16 protein-coding genes and 1 pseudogene are annotated in these 20,200 nt (G+C 67.1%); 13 read left to right on the forward strand and 4 right to left on the reverse strand.

Annotation, left to right across the window (positions count from 1 at the left end):
• The 5 genes and pseudogenes from ABZ717_RS22070 to ABZ717_RS22090 form a co-directional block, all read left to right on the forward strand.
• Positions 1–85, forward strand: a pseudogene (locus tag ABZ717_RS22070) (IS5/IS1182 family transposase); the annotation flags it as partial.
• Between the two features lie 24 nt (positions 86–109).
• Positions 110–292, forward strand: coding sequence for a hypothetical protein (locus tag ABZ717_RS22075; protein WP_358513511.1), 183 nt, complete (start codon positions 110–112; stop codon positions 290–292).
• The gene (locus tag ABZ717_RS22080) at positions 289–759 is read left to right on the forward strand and encodes a hypothetical protein (RefSeq protein WP_358513569.1); all 471 of its coding nucleotides are present in this window, start codon (positions 289–291) and stop codon (positions 757–759) included. Before ABZ717_RS22075 ends, ABZ717_RS22080 begins: the two co-directional genes overlap by 4 nt.
• A 654-nt stretch (positions 760–1,413) precedes the next feature.
• Complete coding sequence (locus tag ABZ717_RS22085; protein ID WP_358513513.1) at positions 1,414–1,806, forward strand: VOC family protein; 393 nt, start codon at positions 1,414–1,416, stop codon at positions 1,804–1,806.
• A gap of 121 nt (positions 1,807–1,927) precedes the next feature.
• Complete coding sequence (locus ABZ717_RS22090; protein ID WP_358513515.1) at positions 1,928–3,232, forward strand: MFS transporter; 1,305 nt, start codon at positions 1,928–1,930, stop codon at positions 3,230–3,232.
• 227 nt (positions 3,233–3,459) lie between these two features.
• Here the strand turns inward: ABZ717_RS22090 and ABZ717_RS22095 are convergent, their stop codons facing one another.
• The 4 genes from ABZ717_RS22095 to ABZ717_RS22110 all read right to left on the reverse strand — a co-directional run bounded on the left by ABZ717_RS22095 (position 3,460) and on the right by ABZ717_RS22110 (position 8,936).
• Positions 3,460–5,472, reverse strand: coding sequence for a tetratricopeptide repeat protein (locus tag ABZ717_RS22095; RefSeq protein WP_358513518.1), 2,013 nt, complete (start codon positions 5,470–5,472; stop codon positions 3,460–3,462).
• Between the two features lie 49 nt (positions 5,473–5,521).
• The gene (locus ABZ717_RS22100) at positions 5,522–6,493 is read right to left on the reverse strand and encodes a VanZ family protein (RefSeq protein ID WP_358513520.1); all 972 of its coding nucleotides are present in this window, start codon (positions 6,491–6,493) and stop codon (positions 5,522–5,524) included.
• Positions 6,494–6,664: 171 nt separating this feature from the next.
• Positions 6,665–7,594, reverse strand: a complete 930-nt coding sequence (locus ABZ717_RS22105) for a hypothetical protein (protein WP_358513522.1) — start codon at positions 7,592–7,594, stop codon at positions 6,665–6,667.
• 148 nt (positions 7,595–7,742) lie between these two features.
• Positions 7,743–8,936, reverse strand: coding sequence for a DUF695 domain-containing protein (locus tag ABZ717_RS22110; RefSeq protein ID WP_358513524.1), 1,194 nt, complete (start codon positions 8,934–8,936; stop codon positions 7,743–7,745).
• Between the two features lie 89 nt (positions 8,937–9,025).
• On the opposite strand from ABZ717_RS22110, the gene mnmA reads away from it, so the two are divergent.
• The 8 genes from mnmA (at position 9,026) to ABZ717_RS22150 (ending at position 20,015) form a co-directional block, all read left to right on the forward strand.
• Complete coding sequence (gene mnmA, locus ABZ717_RS22115) at positions 9,026–10,117, forward strand: tRNA 2-thiouridine(34) synthase MnmA (RefSeq protein ID WP_358513526.1); 1,092 nt, start codon at positions 9,026–9,028, stop codon at positions 10,115–10,117.
• Between the two features lie 123 nt (positions 10,118–10,240).
• Positions 10,241–10,771, forward strand: coding sequence for a DedA family protein (locus ABZ717_RS22120; protein WP_358513528.1), 531 nt, complete (start codon positions 10,241–10,243; stop codon positions 10,769–10,771).
• A 40-nt stretch (positions 10,772–10,811) separates the two neighbouring features.
• Entirely contained in the window at positions 10,812–11,462 is a 651-nt protein-coding gene (locus ABZ717_RS22125; protein WP_358513530.1) for an HAD-IA family hydrolase, read from the forward strand.
• An 18-nt stretch (positions 11,463–11,480) separates the two neighbouring features.
• Positions 11,481–12,515 (forward strand): methionine synthase, encoded by a 1,035-nt coding sequence (locus tag ABZ717_RS22130; protein WP_358513532.1) that lies wholly within the window; start codon positions 11,481–11,483, stop codon positions 12,513–12,515.
• Between the two features lie 59 nt (positions 12,516–12,574).
• Positions 12,575–14,839 (forward strand): NAD-dependent DNA ligase LigA, encoded by a 2,265-nt coding sequence (gene ligA, locus ABZ717_RS22135; RefSeq protein WP_358513534.1) that lies wholly within the window; start codon positions 12,575–12,577, stop codon positions 14,837–14,839.
• A gap of 199 nt (positions 14,840–15,038) precedes the next feature.
• A complete protein-coding gene (locus tag ABZ717_RS22140) occupies positions 15,039–17,084 on the forward strand; it encodes an EAL domain-containing protein (protein ID WP_358513536.1) in 2,046 nt (681 codons plus the stop codon).
• A gap of 172 nt (positions 17,085–17,256) precedes the next feature.
• On the forward strand, positions 17,257–17,592 hold the full coding sequence (locus ABZ717_RS22145) for a hypothetical protein (RefSeq protein WP_358513538.1): 336 nt from the start codon (positions 17,257–17,259) through the stop codon (positions 17,590–17,592).
• Positions 17,593–17,636: 44 nt separating this feature from the next.
• Positions 17,637–20,015 carry a hypothetical protein gene (locus ABZ717_RS22150; protein ID WP_358513540.1) on the forward strand — a complete coding sequence of 793 codons (2,379 nt, stop codon included), beginning with the start codon at positions 17,637–17,639 and terminating at the stop codon, positions 20,013–20,015.
• Positions 20,016–20,200: the final 185 nt, after the last annotated feature.

Consider the following 20,200-nt stretch of genomic DNA (forward strand, 5'->3'; position numbering starts at 1 on the left):
TCGCTACGAGCGCAAGGCTGAGCACTTCCTCGCGTTCGCCGGCATCGCCTGCACATTGATTTGCTTCCGCAGACTCACCAAATGAGATGAGCTCTAAGACAGGACGACAATGAAGATCCTACTGGCCCTACTCGCCATGCTCATACGGCTCTCTCACCCCTCGCGAGGCCTGCACACCACCCCCTACGGCTACGCCCACCAGCTCACCTCGGAAATCCGCCGCCGCTCCCGTCGGGTTCGGCGCTACGCCGAGAATCTGCCCGAGGCGACCGTGAGGGCGTGCTGCGCATGAGCACCGACGTTCCCGGACTCTCCGAGTCCTCCGAGCCCGCCGCGCTCTCACTCGTTCACCCGACCGCCTCGACCTCCAAGACCACGCGGTCCGACGAGTTGGTCGCGGGGATCTGCCGGCTCCTCGACCACCCCGGCCGACCTGCGCACGCCGCTTGGACGCTGGCTCGGGCCGACCGCCTCTTCTCCGAGCTCGATCGTCGGATCCGTTCCGGTGAGCCCCTGCCCTCCACCTGGCTCGCTTCCATGGTGCGGCCGTCCGCCCCGCCGGACGAGCGGGGGATCGCCTACGACTACGCCACTCACTGCTACGACTCGGTGAGCGAGGCGCTGCGCGAGGTCGGGGGAGTGGTGGTCGCCTGGCGGGCGTTGGCCGAGGCCGGCCGGTACTGGCGACGGTTGAACGACGCGCTGGTCGAACGCTCCCCGTTGCCCGAGCCCTGGTTGCGCGAGCCGCCCCGGGAGTAGGTCCCAAACCCGGTGGCCCCGTCGCCCGCACCCCGCACCGGGTCACCGGATTCCGCCCGGGAACCTTCTTACCGAGTTGGTGCGGGCCCCGGGTGGCCCTTCGCAGAGTTATCCACAGGTGTGAACCGTGGTCTGGTGCGAGGGCTCTTCTCGTGATCCCATTGATTTCGGGGGGACCCCTGGGCTCCCGCGCATTCCCCTGCCCGAAACCCCGATCCGGAGAAGTTCACAAAAGAACCCGAGCCAGCAGCAGATTCGGACCCCGGATTCGACGGAATCGACCCTAGCAAGGGCCTTCCTGGGGAAAGCATCCAGGTGAGTGAGGGCCTCGGCGACCACGCGAACGAAAGGCATGTGGATAAGTCAACCGAGTACTTTCGACACAGAACCTTGGGCGCCCCCGAGCATTCCAGATCTGGCCGAGTCGCCGGAAGCCATGGCGATATTGAAATCGCCGAGTGGGTCACTTCGGTGGTACTCGACATGCGCGAGGATGAGCCCTCGGATTGACCTAATGACGATACGAGCACACCGAAAGACCACCGGCTGACTCTAAAGGACGTCAAAGTGGACATGGGGGAAGGTGGACGTGGTATAAGCAGAATCTGATCTGCACCCGATCCGACCCACACGGCTCGATCCGGAGGTTCCGACATGGCCAGCAAGTTCAGCGAGCTCGCGATCGACTGCGCGGAGCCGGAGGTGCTCGCCCGCTTCTGGTGCGCGGTCCTGGACTACAGGGTGCTGGGGGTGGAGGACGAAGGCGCGTTCGTCGCCATCGGCCCGGCCACGGCCACAGAGGACGAGAAGCGCGTGGGGCCGGTGCCTCCGGCGCTGACCTTCGCCCGTGTGCCCGAGGGCAAGTCCGTCAAGAACCGGCTGCACATCGACGTCAACCCCACCGACCGGGAGCAGGCCGACGAGGTCCGCCGTCTGGTCGAACTCGGTGCCCGCCGAGTAGACAATGGGCAGAGCGAGTTCAGCTGGGTCGTTATGGCCGACCCGGAGGACAACGAGTTCTGCGTCCTGTCCACTCGCCGTCCCTGACACCACAAGGGGATCGCGCGCGGCAATGAGGACGAGCCGTGAGTGGGGCTTGAGGGCAGGGGGCCGGCCGGGCAAGATGAAGCCGGCCGCACGGCCCCCATCCCCCACGAAAGGCCACCCCTTGCAGAAGGCCACACGTAAACCCGGTCTCGGCCGGGATTTCAACCGCTTCTGGCTCGGGAGTCTGGCCAGTAACCTCGGCGACGGCATGATGGCCATCGCCCTGCCACTGGTGGCGGCGTTGTTCACCAACGACCCGCTCCTGGTGTCCGGGCTGATCGCCGCCCGCTTCCTGCCCTTCCTGTTGTTCGGTCTGGCCGCCGGGGTGGTCGTCGACCGGGTCGACCGGGTGCGGCTGATGATCGGCACCAACATGGCACGGTCGATCGCGCTCGTGGCCTTGGCCGTGCTCGTCGCGACCGGGCACGCCACGATCTGGGTCCTGTACGCGGTCATGTTCACCGTCATGACCTGCGAGGTGTTCTACGATCTGGCGGGCAAGGCGCTGATGCCCAACCTCGCCCCGGCCGGGACCATCGACCGGGCCAATGGGCGCATTGAGGGCGGGCGAACCGTCACCCAGGACTTCGCGGGCGGGCCGCTAGCCGGGTTCCTGTTCGCCATCATGGCGTTCGTTCCCATCGCGGCCAACGCCGGCGCCTACGTTCTCGGGGCGCTGGTCCTGCTCGGGTTGCCCTTGGCGGTGCGTCGTGCCCCCGGGCAAAATGCCGACGGGGCTGCCGGAGTGGCCGGGACCGGAGACAGTGGGCGGCCCTCGGCTCTGGTCGACCTGCGCGAGGGGTTCGTCTTCGTTTTCCGGGGAAGCTCCCTCGGCCCGATCCTGCTTTTCAACCTGGCGCTCAACGCCGCCTTCACCGCGCTGAGCGCCGTCATGGTGCTGATCGCGCAGAACCACTTCGGGGTGCCGGCGGCCCTGTACGGTGCGTTCCTCGGTTCATCCGCGGTGGGCGCGCTCCTGGGCGCGGTCACGGTCGGAGCGATGGTGGCTCGGCTGGGCCGGTTCCGCTTGGAGCTGGTGTTCTTCACCGTCACCGGCCTGTGCTTCCTGGGCTTCGGACTGGCCCCGAACGCCTACGCGGCCGTGGTGGCGTGGGTCGTGCTGGGCTTCGTGATCACCGCGTCCAACATCGTGATGCTCGGCGCCATCCAGCTGATCGTCCCGGGACACCAGTTGGGGAGGGTGATGTCGTTCGTGCAGGTGTCCGGCACCGCCTTCGGCCCGGTCGCGGCCCTTCTGGCGGGTCTCCTCGGGCGGGTGGAGCTGTACTACGTTCCGATCGCCTCGGGTGTGCTGGTGCTGGTCTCACTGGCCATGGCGGTGCCGGCCCTGCGCCGGGTGGTGACCGAGGCGGACCAGATCGAGGCCGCCCAGGTCATCGATCAGGTCGAACACCCGGAACCATGACCACTCCTGCCCCCTACCGCGACGATCTTGCTCTCAGCGCCGGTTTCGTGCTGCCCGGGCGCCCCACCGACCCACCCCACACCCGCCCCGTGAATCGGTGGGCTCTGAACCTCAGGCGCCCCCTGAACCGCCCCCGTACCCCTCGGAACCCCCCGAACCGCCCCACAGCCTGCTCCACCGAAATCGGCGCTGGGAGCAAGACCATTCGGCTTCGGCCGGGCCGGGGGTCAGCCGCGGAGGTGCCTGGCGGCCTGGGGGCCCGTGGGTTCGTCGTTGGGGTCGAGTTCGTGACTTCCTCCATTACTCCCGGCCAGGGAGGCACGGGCCCCACTGTCCTCGGAACCCGCGCCCCCGTTCGGTGTCACCTCCGCCTTGATCCTGGCCTCGCGGCGTAGGCGTTCCACCCGCCTCCTCGTGGTCAGGGTGTCCGGGTGCCGAGGTCCCAGTACCCGACCTCGGTCCCGCAGCAACTCCTCCAGGGCGCGCACCGCTCCTTCGGTCTCACCGGCGCGCGCACGCCAGAACGCCAGATCGTGCCGACAGCGCAGCGTGACGGGGTGGTCGGCGCCCAATACCTCCGCGCGGGTCCGAGCCAGCCGGCGGAACTCCTCCGCCGCCCCGCGCGGGTCTCCGATCCGGCCCCGCCAGTGGGCGAGGTTGTGCAAGGTGGTGAGTGTGTTCGGGTGGTCGGGTCCCAGATGTTCTCGTTGGTCCTCCAGGAGCCGGCGGGCCTCGGCGACCGCGCCGGCCAGGTCGCCGGTGTCGGCTCGGCACAGGGCCAGGTTCCCCCGGGTACCGAACACCTCCACCCGGTCGGCGCCGTGCCACCGGCGCAGGTCGTGCAGTAGGTGTCGGAAGCGCACCATGGCCCCGGTCGTGTCGCCGGCCCAGGCCCGCAAATAGGCCAGTGAATGCCGAACGCGCAGGGCGGTCGGCCCATCGGGCCCCTCCATCACCAGGTGCCGCTCGTAGGACTCCTCCAGTTCCCGGTAGGAACCCGCCATGAACATCTCCCGGTAGGGGAGCGGGCTCTCCGCGGCACCGGCCCAAGCGGGGGCACGGGTACGGAACAGCAGGGGGTGCGGGTCCACGTCCCACAACGAACCCGGGGGCGCGTGGGAGCGCAGTGCGTCGGTGCTCGACAACAGCCGCCACTCCAGGGAAGCTCCCCGGCAGGTGTCCGGCCACACCTTCATGAGCCCGTCGGCGGCCGTGCGCACGCTCTCCATGGTCGGTCGGGAGCGCGGGTGGTCGTGCGCGGCGATCACGAGTGGGGTGTCCCGGGTGATCAGGTGCAGGCGTTCCAGGGAGGCCAGCGCCAACCGGACCTCGTGCTCGGCGAGGCGCCGCGGCGGGTAGGTGCGGCGCCCCAGGTGATTGCGGAACGGTCGGGACACGAGCACCTGTTCGGGGGTGGCCAGGGGACCGAGTAGCGAGATCAGCCCCATGAGGGGGCGGGCCACCCCGATCGGACGGTGACGGTCGGCGCGCTCCAGCGCCGGTTCGCGGGCGTCGCGGGAGTCGCCGAGCAGCTCCAGGTAGTCCGAACAGGCGGTGCGGCGATCCGCCATGTAGGCGACGGCCTGGCCCAGAGAGAGCGGGTGGTGGTCGAGGGCGGCGGCGAGGGCGTCGAGTTCGGCGGGAGAGTGGGCGACACCGGCCTCGGTGAGGGCGGAGCGCAGGTAGGCGCGGGCCTCGGCCCGGGTGAACGAGGAGACCTCGACCGGGCGCCGACCGGGAGGGGTGAAACGTTCGGTGGGCAGCCGGGTGGTGACGATCATCCGCCCCTTCTCGCGCCCCCGGGCCTGGCCGTCGGTGCGGGGTCGGTGACCGAGCGGCGGCCACAGGTCGTCGAAGTCGCGGGGGTCGGTCAGGTGGTCCCACACCACCAACCAGCGGGGGTCCACGCCTTGGGGAGGGTCGTACAGCCACGACAGGAATCGGCCGGCGGCGAGCTCGGGGTCGTCGGGGCAGTGGTCGAGGACCCGACGGGCCGCGTGGGAGTAGGCGAAGACCACGCCCTCCCGGTCGGTGGCGTCGGCCCACACCACGAGGGTGTCGGGGTGGTCGGTCAGCAGCGCCCGGGCGTGGTGCGCGGCCAGCTGGGTCTTGCCCACACCGGCGGGTCCCGTGAGCACCTGATCTTCGACGAGCGGTGGGGGGAGTTCCCGCCGGTGGAAGTGCGCGACCTGTTCGGGGACGGGAACGGGCCCGCCCTTGTCGCTGTGTCCGGGAGCCAACGGCCACACCCTTCCCAGGGTTAAGGGGTTTCGGTCGATCCAGTTCCCATCACAGAGGGGAGTCAATCCCATCGTTTTTGTCATCCCAGGTCGACGAGTCGGTGTGCTCGAAACGTGACCGAAACCGGGCGAGAGGCAAGGGGAGGGACGCGGCGCGTGGGAGCGAGCCCAGCGCCCGATCGGAGGTGGAGGCGTCCCGAAGGGGGGCCCGGGCCCGGGGGCGGCGGTCGAAGACCTCGACGAGGCCCACCGCGGTCAGGGCGAAGAGAGTGCCGAAGAGTGAGCCCACGCCGTTGACGAGAAGATCACCGGTATCGGGCAACCGATCCGCGGCGAGAACCCACTGGGTGGTCTCGATGGTCGAGGACAGGGCGGGGCCGAACAGAAGCCGGGCCGACCACGAGGAGAACGCGAAGAACGCGGCGATGCCGATCGGCACGAACAGCAGCGTGTTCAGGACCCGTTCCTGGAGGGCGAGGCCACCGGTGACACTCCATGGTCCCTCTTCCTCGTACCGGGCGACCTGGGCGTCCATGAACTCCAATTCCCGCTCGATGGTCTCCACGGCGATCCGCTCCGCCTCGGACTCCGGCTCCACCGGTGTGCCCTCGGCATCGATCACGGCCAGGGCGCCGTCCGGGCCTTCATACACGTGGAGAACTTCCGAGGCCGGGTCTTCCACCTCGGCTTTTTCGGCCCGCTCGGTCGTCGTCGGTTCCGTTGGCGAATAGTGGATCACGCGGCCGTCATCGAGTGTCACTCCGAAATTTTCGGGCCCTTTCGGGACACCGATGTCCTGGAAGGACGCCCGTGGATCCCAGATGACATGGCGATCCGATTCACCGATCGCGCCCAGACCGCTCAAGGGGGCCGTCAAGACCAGTAGGTACAGGGCCGACAGACACAGAGTCATCGCCCGCATGGCCGGTCGCCGCCCGGCCAGGAACAACGCCACGACCAGTCCCAAGGCCAACGCGAGTGTGGTGGTCAGGGGGTTCACGTAGAAGAGGACTGTCCACATAGTGGGCGACACTAACGCGAGATCGGGTTCAGGCCACCGTGATCCACGAGTACCCGGTGCCGGCCGAAGGGTTGTCCTGGCTGCTGCGCCGCCGCCCCGGACGGACCCTCACCGAACGCGCTCAGGTCCCGCCCGGCCGGCCCGAAGGCCGACGACCGACCCGGCCGGTCTTCAACCGCCGACGATGCTCTGGGCGAGGTCGGTTCGTTCGTCCGCCTGTTCCAGGCGCAGTGATTCCGCCACCGTGCGCAGGGTCGACTCCCTCGTGGAACCGGCCGGCCGGACCGCGGCGATCAAGTCCTCCGACAGTCGGATCCGGACCTCGCTGGGGACGCCCCCGCGCGGGACCGTCGGCCCTCCCCGGTACAGGAGGACCAACCTCTCTTCCGCCATGCACTCCACACCGCTGAAGTCGCAGTCGGCGAGCACGCCCTGATCGACGAGCTCCTCGGACCAACTGATCACGTGCACGTCGTCGGTCTCCTCGCCGGCCCGGGCGTAGGTGACCCGCAGCCCCTCGCGCACCTCGTTCGCGTGGATCGGGGACCACTCCGGGTGGTCGAGCACCGCGATCCGGTCCGTGAAGCCCTCGACCTGGGACAGGGAACGCCGGTCGGAGTGCCGGTCGCGCATGAGGTCGGAGGCCAGGGGCAGCACGAGCAGCGACACCAGCACCACTGCCACGCCCGGAAGCACGCCCGGTTGCCAGGGCCCCCGGACCCGGAAGGCGAGCATGCACACGCCCATGGCCACCGTGGTCACCAGCGCGGTCACCACGGCGGAGTTCAGCGCGACGTCACCGGGCAGCGGCGAGAACGAGGGCGCGAGCAGCCCCAGGATCACGGGCACGGCCATGGCGGTGCCCACGACCAGGGCGGCCGTCGAAGTGGTGTGGTTGACCCCCGCGCCCATCAGCCAGCGTCTGGCCAACAGCCACATGAGGAGGATGCCGCCGACGGTGACCGGGGCGAGCAGGAAGGTCCACGTCCCCACACCGCTCAGGAACAGGGCACGGGAGGTGTTCCAGACCCCGACCGGGAACAGCGACATCGTCGGAGCCGCCACCAGGCACAAAGCGAGGATCGCACCGACCGCGGCCATCCGTGGTCGACCAGTGGGCGCACTCGGCAGCACACCATCCATCGAATCCGTCCTCCCGACGGGAGGGCAACGTTACGCCTGTTGGTGCTTGATCGCCAGATGTGAAACGGGGGGTCGTCCTTGACCCTCCGTTCCGCCGCTCAGAACCTCAACGACCCAGTTTGCGCACGTAGGGCCGTCGGGCCAGCTCGAACTGGGACCACTTCGGGTCGAGCTGCGTGCGCAGTTGGATCTTCCCCTCGGACCAGTCCATCAACGCGGTCTCGAACTCGGGCAGCACGCCGGATTCCGGGTCGAGGTAGTAGATGTACATGCGTTGCCCGGCCCCGGACTGTCGCATGAACAGGGCGCCGTCGTCGCCGAGGATCTGCTTGAGCCCCGCCTCCAGTTCGGCGAGGGCCGTGCTGGAGGAGTCCTTGGGCAGACGATCGGAGTCGGCGTCGGTGTAGGGCACCAGTACCTGTACGAACAGCGACAGCGCCGGGTATTCGCGACGGGTCACGGGGTGGCGTAGCAGGATCTCCACCGCGCCCTGCAACGGCAGCCGCCCGTGCAGGGTCACCCACCCGTCGGTGCCGCCGAGCAGGTCGCCCATCTGCTTGGCGACGGACGGCATGGAGGTGGGCGGAAGCGGGTCCAGGGGCCGCTCGTCCAGGGGCTCGACCCTCCCCACCCAGCGCACCACCTGGTCCTCGCCCAGGGCGAGCAGGGTGACGTGGTCGGCGAGCCTTCTACGGGTCTCGGTCGACAGGAACATGTTGTCGGGGTGGTACACGCCCACGTCGATCCGGCCGTTGGCCTGGTCCACGCGCATGGACACGGACACGTGCGACAGGTCGAGTTCGTGGTCTTCCCAGTTCACCGTGGCGGTGAGCCGGTCGTGGTCGGCGGGAAGGACCGGGCGGAACGTCCACTCGGCGTCGTCGGGCGCCGAACGGGACCAGCGCTCGGAGACCACCCGCGCGTCCTCGGTGGCTCCTGGACGCAGCGTCATCGCGTAGGCGGGCGCGTCGGTGAGCCTGGAGGGGTCGTCGAGCGCGGCGAGCTGCTCCAGCAGCTTGGCGGGGTCGATGTCGGTCGACAGGTCCATGTCGTCGAGACCACCGGCCTGCGGCTCCGGCGCCTTGCCGATCTCCCAGTCCATGTCCGGATGGATCGCCCGGACCAGCTCGGAGACCTTTTCGGACGTCTCTGGGGCGACGGGTGTGCCGGAGTCAACGGACTCGGCCAACGCCGGTCGCAGGGACGGCCAGGCGTCCCAGAAGGCGGCCACCGCGGCGGTGGCGACCGAGGCGGAGGAATCGGTGGAGTCGTTGGATCGGCGACGACGGAACAGAGCCATGTGTTGATTTTCGCAGAACCCGGTGAGTACCTCCGCCCGCACACGGCGGGTACCTCCGCCTGCTCCGGGCGCATAGTCTGGAGGGCACTATGACTTTGCGTGTACTGGCGGCCATGTCCGGCGGGGTCGACTCCGCCGTCGCCGCGGCCCGAGTGGCCGAGGCGGGCTACGACGTCACCGGCGTCCACCTGGCCCTTTCCAAGAACCCACAGTCCTACCGCACCGGCGCACGAGGCTGTTGCACGGTGGAGGACTCCCACGACGCCCGCCGCGCCGCGGACGTCATCGGCATCCCCTTCTACGTGTGGGACATGTCGGAGGAGTTCGATCGCGAGGTGGTGCAGGACTTCGTCGCCGAGTACGAGTCGGGCAACACCCCCAACCCGTGTCTGCGCTGCAACGAGAAGATCAAGTTCGAGGCGGTGCTGGACCGCGCGATCGCGCTCGGCTTCGACGCGGTGGCGACCGGTCACCACGTGCGCAAGCTCGACGGTCGGCTGGTGCGCAGCGTGGACGAGGCCAAGGACCAGTCGTACGTGCTGGGCGTGCTCAACGCCGAGCAGTTGGAGCACGCGATGTTCCCGCTGGGCGACTGCACCAAGGACGAGGTGCGCGCGGAGGCGGAGCGGCGCGGACTGTCGGTGGCCGACAAGCCCGACAGCCACGACATCTGCTTCATCGCCGACGGTGACACCGCCGGGTTCCTCAACGAGCGCCTGGGGGAGAAGCCGGGGCCGATCCAGGACGAGGACGGAAACGTGGTCGGCACCCACCGGGGTTCGCACGGCTTCACCATCGGTCAGCGCAAGGGCCTGGGGCTGGGTGGTGCGCCCGACCCGCGCTACGTGCTGTCCATCGAGCCGGTGAACAACACGGTGACGGTGGGCCCGCGCGAGTCGCTGCGGGTGGACGGGATCGTGGGCCGCAAGCCGGTCTGGAGCGGGGGTGGCCCGCTGACCGAGCCGACCGAGTGCCACGTGCAGTTGCGTGCGCACGGCGAGGTGTACCCGGCGACGGTGTGGCAGCGCGACGCCGACGAGGGCCCCGAACTGGTGGTTCGGCTGGCCGAGCCCGCCAAGGGAGTGGCCTCGGGTCAGGCCGTGGTGGTCTACGAGGGTGACGCGGTTCTGGGGTCGGCGACCATCGCCGCCACCTCGCGCCTGGAGGACTCCATCGCCTGAACGGAGCGCTCACTTATCGGGCGATGTGGGACGAACAACGCAGTTTTTTCGACCTTGGCCACTTGCCGAACTTAGGTAAGGCAATGCAAAGTTGGTGGTGCCAAGGTCAGAAGGGGTCGTTCCATGCCGCAGTTCGCGTTCCTTGAGGGGCAGCCCTTCTGGGTGGTCTACGTCACCCTGCTCGTGGTGATCATGCTGCGCGCCCCCGCCACCCACCTGCTGGGTCGGGGAGTGGGCGCCGGGGTCAGCCGCGGCCGGATCGGCGAACGCCTGGGCCCCAAGCTGGACGCCGCCAAGGCGCGCATCGACCGTTATGGCGCGCCCGTGGTCACGCTCAGCTTCCTCACCGTGGGAATGCAGACCGCCATCCACTTCGCCTCGGGCGCCGTGCGCATGCGCTTTCCCGTCTACATCGTCGCGACGCTCATCGGCGGACTGATCTGGGCCGGGCTGTGGGGCACGGTCATCTCCGGGCTGGTCGGCGGCTGGCTGGTGCTGTTCCTCAACTCGCCCTGGACCGCCGTGGGCGTGGTCGCCGTGGCGACCGTGGCCGTCACGGTGCTGGTGCTGCGCAACCGCCGCAAGCGGGACAAGGGCGAACGGGACGGTGGGGCCACCGACGACGAGGAGAGGGCGCCCGCCGAGGCGGCCTGATCCCGGCCCCTCGGCTCGCTGGAACCCGTACGGTGGGGCCATGCGCATCTCGACGGACGCGATCCTGTTCGACATCGACGGCACGCTCGTGGACTCCACCCCGGTGGTGGAGCGCACCTGGCGTGTGTGGGCCGAGTCCCACGGAATCGACCCCGAAGCGGTCCTGAGGGTCTCCCATGGGCGACGCTCCGAGGACACGATCGCCATGTTCCTGCCCGCCGAGCGGATCGAGGAGGCCACCGACGAGCTGGAGGAACTCGAACTCGACGACGTGGACGCGGTCAAGGCCCTGCCCGCCACCGGCGAACTCCTCAAGGCCATGCCCGCCGACCGCTGGGCCGCCGTCACCTCCGGTGGGCGCCGGCTGATGTGCGAGCGCCTGGCCGCCGCCGGGCTGCCCCTCCCCGAGGTCCTGGTCGCGGCGGAGGACGTCAGCGTCGGCAAACCCGACCCCCAGGGCTATCTGAAGGCCGCCGCCGCACTCGGCCACGACGTCGAACGCTGCCTGGTCATCGAGGACGCGCCCGCCGGAATCCGCGCGGGGGTGGCCTCCGGAGCCACCGTGCTGGCCGTGGCCACCTCCCACGACGCCACCGACCTGGAGGGCCTGGGCGCCGTCGCCATTGTCGACGACCTCACCGCCTGCACACTGGAGATCACCCCCGACGGCCCCGTGCTCACCCTGGCCTGAGGCCGTATTGCTCTAACCTTGGGCAACGTGAGTCAACAGCAGCCCTACCCCTGGCCCGTCGCGTCCGCCACCGGTGTCGGATCCTGGCCCGGCGAGGACCCGGACGAGGCCACGCGCACCGTCCTCGGTGAACTCCCGGACCTTCCACACCTGCCCGAACTCCCCGAGCGGGGTGCCGGCGCCGACATGATCGGTCGCACCGCCGGACTCCTCGTGGACCTGCCCGTGGAGACACAACCCACCGGATGGCGGGTGGCCGACACCCCCGGCCGGGACCTGGTCCGCGCCGGCAGCTTCCTGGCCTACGACCTGGACGCCCTCACCGATCACGCCCACACCTACGAGGGCCCGTTGAAGATCCAGGTGGCGGGGCCGTGGACGATGGCGGCGTCGATGGAGCTGCGCAACGGACAGCGGATGGTCTCCGACCTCGGAGCCTGCCGCGACCTGGCCGAATCGCACCTGGAAGGCGTCCTCGCCCACCTCGCGGACGTGCGCACCCGCGCCCCCGGAGCCCGGATCATCGTGCAGGTCGACGAGCCCTCACTACCGGCGGTGCTGGTGGGTTCCCTGCCCACCGCCAGCGGCTTCGGGCTCTTGCCCGCCGTGGACCGGGTGCGAGTGGAAGCGACGTTGCGCGACCTGTTCGCCGCGCTCGACGAGGCCGGCGCGGTACCGGCCGCGCACTGCTGCGCCCCGTCGGTTCCCGTCGACCTGTTGCGGCGCAGTGGTGCCCGCGCGATCGGCATGGACGCGCACCTGATCGACCGCGCCCACGACGAGATGCTCGGCACCGCGGCGGAGGACGGAGTGGGCTTCATGTTCGGCGTCGTGCCCTCGGTGGACGGCCGTGAAATGTCCGACCCCGCGCGTAACGTCGATCCCGTACGCGAGCTCTGGAACCGGCTGGGGTTGGCCCCCGACCTGCTCTCCCGCGCGGTGGTCACCACACCCGCCTGTGGGTTGGCGGGCGCCTCGCCCCGGCACGCCAGAGCGGCCCTCAAGGCCGTCAGAGACGGGGCCAGGGTCCTTCGGGACGAACCCCGTAAGTAAGCCTCCCCCGAACCCGCACTCCCCCGGACACCCCCGCGAGAACAACCAGAAAGGCTGCAGTGAGCGCGCCCGACAACACCACTGTTCCCGACGAGGTACGCGCCCGGCACGCCGAGTTGTGTCGTGAGCTGGACGACCACGGCTACCGGTACTACATGGGTGCCCCCATCATCTCCGACGCCGAGTACGACACGCTCATGCTCGAATTGCGCGACATCGAGGACCGCCACCCGATCCTCATCACCCAGGACTCGCCCACCCAGAAGGTGGGGGCGCCCATCAGCGTCGACTTCGCCGCGGTCGAGCACCTGGTGCGGATGGAGAGCCTGGGCAACGCCTTCGACTCCGACGAGCTCAACGCCTGGGCCGACCGCGCCTCGGCGGAGGTCCCGGTCGACGCCTACCTGTGCGAGCTGAAGATCGACGGGCTGGCCGTGGACCTGGTCTACGAACAGGGCCGCCTGGTACGGGCCGCCACTCGTGGCGACGGCCGGGTGGGCGAGGACATCACCCTGAACGTGCGCACCATCGGAGTGGTCCCCGAGCGGCTCGACGAGAGCGTGCGGGCCGCCCCCGAACTGCTGGAGGTGCGTGGCGAGGTCTTCCTGCCGGTGGAGGCCTTCCACGAGCTCAACAAGCGCATCGCCGACGAGGGCTCGCACGCGCCGTTCGCCAACCCGCGCAACGCCGCCGCCGGGTCGCTGCGGCAGAAGGACCCGCGGGTGACCGCGACCCGACCGCTGTCGATGATCGTGCACGGTGTGGGCGCGTACGTCCCCGCCGGGTACAGCGAGGCGGAGGGTGGCTGGGGCGTCGACTCCCCGGAGAGCGCGCCGCAGGAGGTGAAGCTCACCAGCCAGTCGAAGACCTACACCCTGCTCGGCGAGTGGGGGCTGCCGCTCAGTGACCGGTACAAGGTGGTGGCCACCATGGACGAGGTCCGCGAGTACGTGGGCCACTACCAGGAACACCGGCACGATCCCGCCTACGAGATCGACGGCATCGTCGTCAAGGTGGACGACTTCGGGTTGCAGCGTCGGCTCGGTTCCACCAGTCGGGCGCCACGCTGGGCCATCGCCTACAAGTACCCGCCGGAGGAGGTCACCACCAAGCTGGTCGACATCAAGGTGGGCGTGGGTCGCACCGGCCGGGTCACCCCGTACGGGGTGATGGAACCGGTGTTGGTCGCGGGTTCGGAGGTGGAGTTCGCGACCCTGCACAACGCCCAGGAGGTGGCCCGCAAGGCCGTGCTGATCGGTGACACCGTGGTGTTGCGCAAGGCGGGCGACGTCATTCCGGAGATCGTCGGCCCGGTGACCGAGCGCCGCGACGGCACCGAGCGCGAGTTCGTCATGCCCAAGGAGTGCCCCGAGTGCGGCACGAGGCTGGGGCAGCAGAAGGAGGGCGACGTCGACCTGCGCTGCCCCAACGCCCGTTCCTGCCCAGGGCAGCTCCGTGAGCGCATCGCCTTCATCGCCGGTCGCAAGGCCCTGGACATCGAGGCGCTGGGGTACGTGGCCGCCACCGCGCTCACGCAGCCGGTGGAGCCGGCCGACCCGGCGCTCAAGGACGAGGGCGACCTGTTCGACCTCACCGTCGACCGGCTGTTGCCGATCCGCACCTACGTGCTGGATCCGGACACCACCGAGCCCAAGACCGATCCCAAGACCGGGGACCCCAAGGTCGTCTCCTTCTTCGCCAACCTCAAGGGCGAGCCGAAGAAGACCGTGGAGAAGCTCTTCGACCAGCTGGAGGAGGCCAAGAAGAAGCCGCTGTGGCGGATCCTGGTCTCCCTGTCCATCCGGCACGTGGGCCCGCGCGCGGCCGAGGACCTGGCCCGGCACTTCCGGTCGATGGACGCCATCCGTCAGGCCTCCGAGGAGGAATTGGCCGCGGTGGACGGTATCGGACCGACGATCGCCAAGTCGGTGCGCGAGTGGTTCGAGGTGGACTGGCACGCCGAGATCGTCCGCAAGTGGGCGGACGCGGGCGTGCGCATGGAGGACGAGGGGCAGGCCCCTGGTTCGCGGTTGCTGGAGGGGGTGTCGGTGGTGGTCACCGGTTCCCTGGAGGGCTTCACCCGCGATGGCGCCAAGGAGTCCATCGCCGAGGAGGGCGGCCGGGCCACGAGCTCGGTGTCCAAGAAGACCTCGTTCGTGGTGGTGGGCGACGCCCCCGGTTCCAAGTACGACAAGGCCGTGAAGTTGGGTGTTCCGGTCCTGGACGAGGCGGGGTTCCGGACCCTGCTGGAACAGGGAGTGGAGGCCGCCGAGAGCGTGCGGATCAACCCGCAGGAGGAACCCGAGGAGGACGCGGGGGAGTGAATCCCCTGGTCAGGGCGTGACGAGAAACGGGCGGGCACACCCCGCCCGTTTCCTTCTGTTGGGAGTGACCAACAAATTGGTTAACGCATAGTTCCTGTCATGCGACAGTTGGTGACGAAACCGCGTAAGCTGGGCGCCAACGCACCGGATACGGACCCGCCCGTATCTCGGATTACGGTCATGAGGTTCGAGGACACGGATGAAGGACCCCATCGCTACCCGGGACGTCGGGCCCCGCGCCGGTACCCCGCTGTGGCTCTACATGGCGGGAACCACCGCCGCCGGGGCCCTGCTCTTGGGCGTCTCCAGTCTCGAACTCGGCATGGAACAGCTCATCCTGCTCAGCCGGGAACCCCTGGTCTGGGTCATGTTGTGCATGGTGGTGCTGGGCGAACTCAGACCCATCGCCATGCCCGGACAGTCCCCGGGCTCCGGCGCGCCCACCTCGCTGCCCTTCACCTTCGCGCTCGTCATCTTCTACGGGCTGCCCATCGCCGCGATCGTCCAGTGCTCCGCCACGATCGTCGCGGGTGTGGCCCGCGCCCACGCCCCGCATCGCACCGCCTTCAACGCCGCCCAGTACGTGCTGACCCTGGGCGTGGCCGACGCCGTCCTACGCCTGGTCATGCCCGAGCTCGTCACCACCCCGTGGGTACCGGTGGGCGGCGAGATCGTCGTCATCGCCCTGGCCGGCGCGGCCTCCTTCGTGGTCAACCGCATCCTGGTGCTGTGCGCCGTGGCCATGCACGAACGCGTGCCGCTGCGCCAGGTCATGTTCAAGGGACTGCGCCAGCAGATCTACGTCAACGGGGTGCTGCTCAGCCTGGCCCCGCTGATCGTCATCGCCATGACCCACTCGGTGCTTTACGTGCCGCTGTTCGCGTTCCCGCTCGGAGCCCTCTACACCAGCGCCCTGCTGCTGGTGAAACGCGACCACCAGGCCAACCACGACGAACTCACCGGGCTGGCCAACCGCAAGCTCCTCACCGTCCGGTCGCGCCGCGAGATCGTCCGCGCGCACCAGGAGGGCACCAGGGTGGGCCTGCTCATCCTGGACCTGGACAGGTTCAAGGAGGTCAACGACACCCTCGGCCACCCCACCGGGGACCGGCTGCTGCAGACCCTGGCGCAACGACTCACCCACAGCGTGCGGCCCAACGACCTGGTGTCCCGGCTGGGCGGCGACGAGTTCGCGATCCTGCTGCCCAAGGTCCGCGACACCGAGTCCGCCCGCGAGGTGGCCCTGCGACTGCGCGGCGCCCTCGCCGAACCGGTGCGCCTGGAGGGCATGGACTTCGACCTACAGGTCAGCACCGGCATCGCCCTCTACCCGGACGACGCACCCGACTTCGAGTCGCTCATGCAGCGCGCCGACGTCGCCATGTACGTCGCCAAGACCGACCGCACCGGGGTGGAGTCCTACGACCCGGGCAAGGATCGTAATTCCACCGCCCGGCTGAGCATGTACAGCGAGCTTCGACGCGGGCTGGTCGACGGCGCCCTGGAGATGCGTTACCAGCCCAAGATCGGGTTGGCCGACGGTCGCGCCGTCGGACTGGAGGCCCTGGCGCGGTGGCGACACCCCTCCCAGGGGCTGCTCGCCCCCGACGAGTTCCTGCCGATCGTCGAACACTCCAACCTGTTCAGGGCCTTCTCCGCCCAGGTCCTGGACATCACCCTGGCCCGCGCGGCCGACTGGCACGCCGAGGGCCTCACCCTGCCGGTCTCGGTCAACCTGGGCGTGCGCGAACTCCTCGACCCCGAGCTGCCCGACACCGTCGCCGCGGCCCTGCGCGAATACGGGGTGCCCGCCCGACGCCTGGTCCTGGAGATCGCTGAACAGTCCCTCATCAACGACCCGGAGGCCGCCACCGAGGCCGTGGAGCGGCTCCGGGAACTCGGCGTGGGGTTGGCCCTGGACGACTTCGGCACCGGACACTTCACCCTCGCCCAGCTCGCGGGACTGCCCCTGGACGAGGTGAAGATCCACGAGTCGTTCACCACGCGCCTGGCCGAGGAGACGTCTCGGGGATACACCGTGGTGCGCGCCGCCATCACCCTGGTCCGGGCCCTGGGCATGCGGGCCACCGCCGAGGGCGTGAGCAGCGCGGAGTTGGCCGAGGCCGCCCTGGAGGCCGGTTGCCACTCCGCCCAGGGCCACCACTTCGCCGAACCCATGCACCCCCGCGACGTGCTGCCCTGGTGGACCGCCCACACCACCCCGACCCCCACCGGACCCCAGTGACGGCCTGACCGGTTGTGGCCAGGGCGCCCGATTCCGAATGGAACCGCAGTTCACGAGGGACTTGGGTTTCCGGCTCGCGGTGATCGTGGCGGGGGCCATGATCACGAAGGGTGTGCCGATGCTAACTTGAACCGCGTCCCATTTGGTCGGTCATGACAGAGGATATTTCCCTATGCCCTTGCATGAAGTGGGTGTCAACGTTCAAGACGCCTATGGAGCGGGTGCCGCGGCCGAAGAGTACGCGTCTGCGTTCAACGGCCTGCACGATGACTTCAACGGTGTCCTGTCTTCGGCTTCGGCTGCCTGTGCCGATGATCCGAGGGTCGGTGGTTGGTCGGAGTACGGGGAGGAACAGGCCGAGGCTATAGCCAGAGTTGAGAACCACGGGGTTTCGCTAGCAGAGAACGTTCAGGGTGGTGCATCCGAAACGGCGAATACCGATGGCCAGGCATCAGAGGTCTATAACTCGGCGGATGCGCCGATGGCGCGTCCTGTCAACTTCCGATAACCGTATTATTTTCATTATTATCCGTCTCGGAAACCAGGAAAGTCGTGTATTTTTCCCCCACTCCTTGCGATATCGACACCGCAAAACTCGACCAAGCCGCCGACGACATGATGGAGATCGTCGGGCGGATTACCGGAAAAAGCGGAGATCTGGAGTCACTGTTCACGGACGCCGCGCTAGAGTTCTCCGATCTGATCGCAGAGAATCTCATGTCCACCGCGAACGAAAATCATTCGGCGTGGACATCGGCTTTGACCTCCTGCTGGCACGTTTGGGGGGTGGTAAGTAAATGGAGTGGTGACGTCGAACGCTACCAGTCACGGATTGCTTCCCTTCAGGAAGAATGGGATACGGCGGTTGGTAATAACTTCGGTTTTCCAGAGGACGATGCTGGTGGGATCGAAGCGCGTAGAGCGTTGGCAGGTGTCCTCAATGACCGAGCACAGGGCCACTGGGAAACTCTGGAAGGAGAAGCGGAGGACAACTCTGAAAACCTGAAGGGTGGACCCACCGTGTCCAATCTTCGGGAACTGGTCGACGCCGGGGTTCTAGGGTTTGCGGCGTACAATGCTACTCGGCAGATCATGTACTACCCGTCCACGTTCGATACTGGAACGAGGGACGCTGAGAACATGGCTGATTATCTGACCGGGGAAAAAGAGCTTGATGATGAGTACTACCGGCTTTTGGAGCAATTGGCCGCTCTCACTGCTCTTGCTGGAGATGCAAAACGCAATGGAGGCCAGCCTCGGGGTTATGAACTCGAATATCTAGAGGAATTCTATGATGCCCTGGATGAAGAGGTTGAAGGAGGGGTGGTCGAACTTCCTGGGAAGCTCGATGGTGAGCATCTGAGTGACTCGCAAAGAGAAAATGCTCTTGGCGCCTTGGGTGACGGGCTTCTTGTGCTTTCTGATGAGGCTGTCGGAGGTGGTTACGATTCCGTTCCTGCAAGCGTCCAAGATGTTCTTGAAGGGCCGGATTTCAGCACTGACCAAACTGGACGTGGTGCCGGAAATATCCTTCAGAACTGGCGGGATCAGGCTGCGGGGTTGGGTGAATTGTTTGTTCATGCTGATGAAACATTGGAAGCTGGTGCGGAGTTCTCCACTCGTTTGATAGATACTGTTTCCAAAGAAGTGGATCGTATTATTCATCTGCCGGGCCAAGGCGCGACTGATGACAACGCTATGTCCATACTCCTGGAAGTGGCTACACGCAATGATGATGCGAACTATGCATTGCTCACAGGAGAGTACCCGGAAGGGGTGGATGTCCCTCTTCCTTGGGGTGGGCCAAATGCGGATAGCAACCGAGAAAATGCGCTAGTGCACCTGTACACCCATGATTGGGGGGACGATGGGGCGGCGGTCCGCAAAATCACCGATTGGATATCAGATGGCCCTGCGGCCGGTGATAATGACACCGAAGATGAGCATCGTGAAACAGCCCTGCTGGCCTTGATGGAACTTATGGTGGACAGTGGATTCCAAGATTCTTTGTTCAACACGGGAAGCCACGTAGACGATGGCGATGTCACTTGGCATAATGTCTCGGCCAGTCATCTGAATTCAGAATTGGCAGATAGTTTTGCCGATATATTCATCGCTTTCCAGGATGATTTTGCCAATACTGATGGGATTCCAGGCAACGTTGAAATCGGTTTAGGTGAGGGGCTTGAAATTACCGATGAAGCTCGGATGGCTTTTACTCGGTTCGCGGTGGGAGATCCTGATGCGGCGGCCAAGATATACGGAGAATCTCTGCTCACCACGGCTGAAGCTATGGAGGAGTATGCAACCAACACCGGGGAGAGGGAACACGGACCGGCTCACTCTGCTGCGGGTCTCCAGGCGCTAGTTGAGGTTGCTTTGTTGAACGAGAGCACAATGCGTGAGGCGAATGACCAAGAGTTTGCCGAATATCGCAACAAGGTAAACACTGCCGCTATCAACCTTATTGGCGGCGCCGCCGGCGATAAGGGAGCCTCCGGATTGATCGTGGAGATCGGCAAGGCTATTGCGGGTGAGGCGTTTGCGGTCTCTGACGAGTCGGGGAAACCCCATGTGGGAGTGAACGGTGAGTGGGTGGAATCCGAACGCATGATGGGGTACGCCCTTGGTGTTGCGGCGGAGCAGGATCCAGAGCTCATGTCAGTGCTCGAAGAAAATGGTATTGCGAAGAAGGATGGGTCTGGAAATCTTTATATCCCGCCTGATCATGTCGATTGGGAGATTTCTGGATCTGAAAGTGCTCTTTCTGACTATTATCATAAAATTGATCAAAGAGATTGGCCCGACGGCGAAAGTGACACCAGGGACGCCGTTGAGAATTTTATTAACGCCTTTGATCGTACGGCGTCGAAATGGGAAGAGCATATCGTGGATGAAACTGGAGAAAGGGTGAAAGAGGAAGATGAATAATCCTCCCTGGAGTCGCCTTTGCGAGCATCTCGGGCGACTTATATTAAATTATACCTCTTTTCTGGTCGTGTTGGCTATTATGTGCGGGTGTTCTGTTCTTGGTCCCTCCCACAGTATCCATGAGCCGGGGGAGTCTCCAGAGTTCAGGGATTCGATTAGTGAGGTCGCCTGGACCTGGGAGCCTC

Source organism: Nocardiopsis sp. NPDC006832, assembly GCF_040635885.1.
Classification (GTDB): Bacteria; Actinomycetota; Actinomycetes; order Streptosporangiales; family Streptosporangiaceae; genus Nocardiopsis.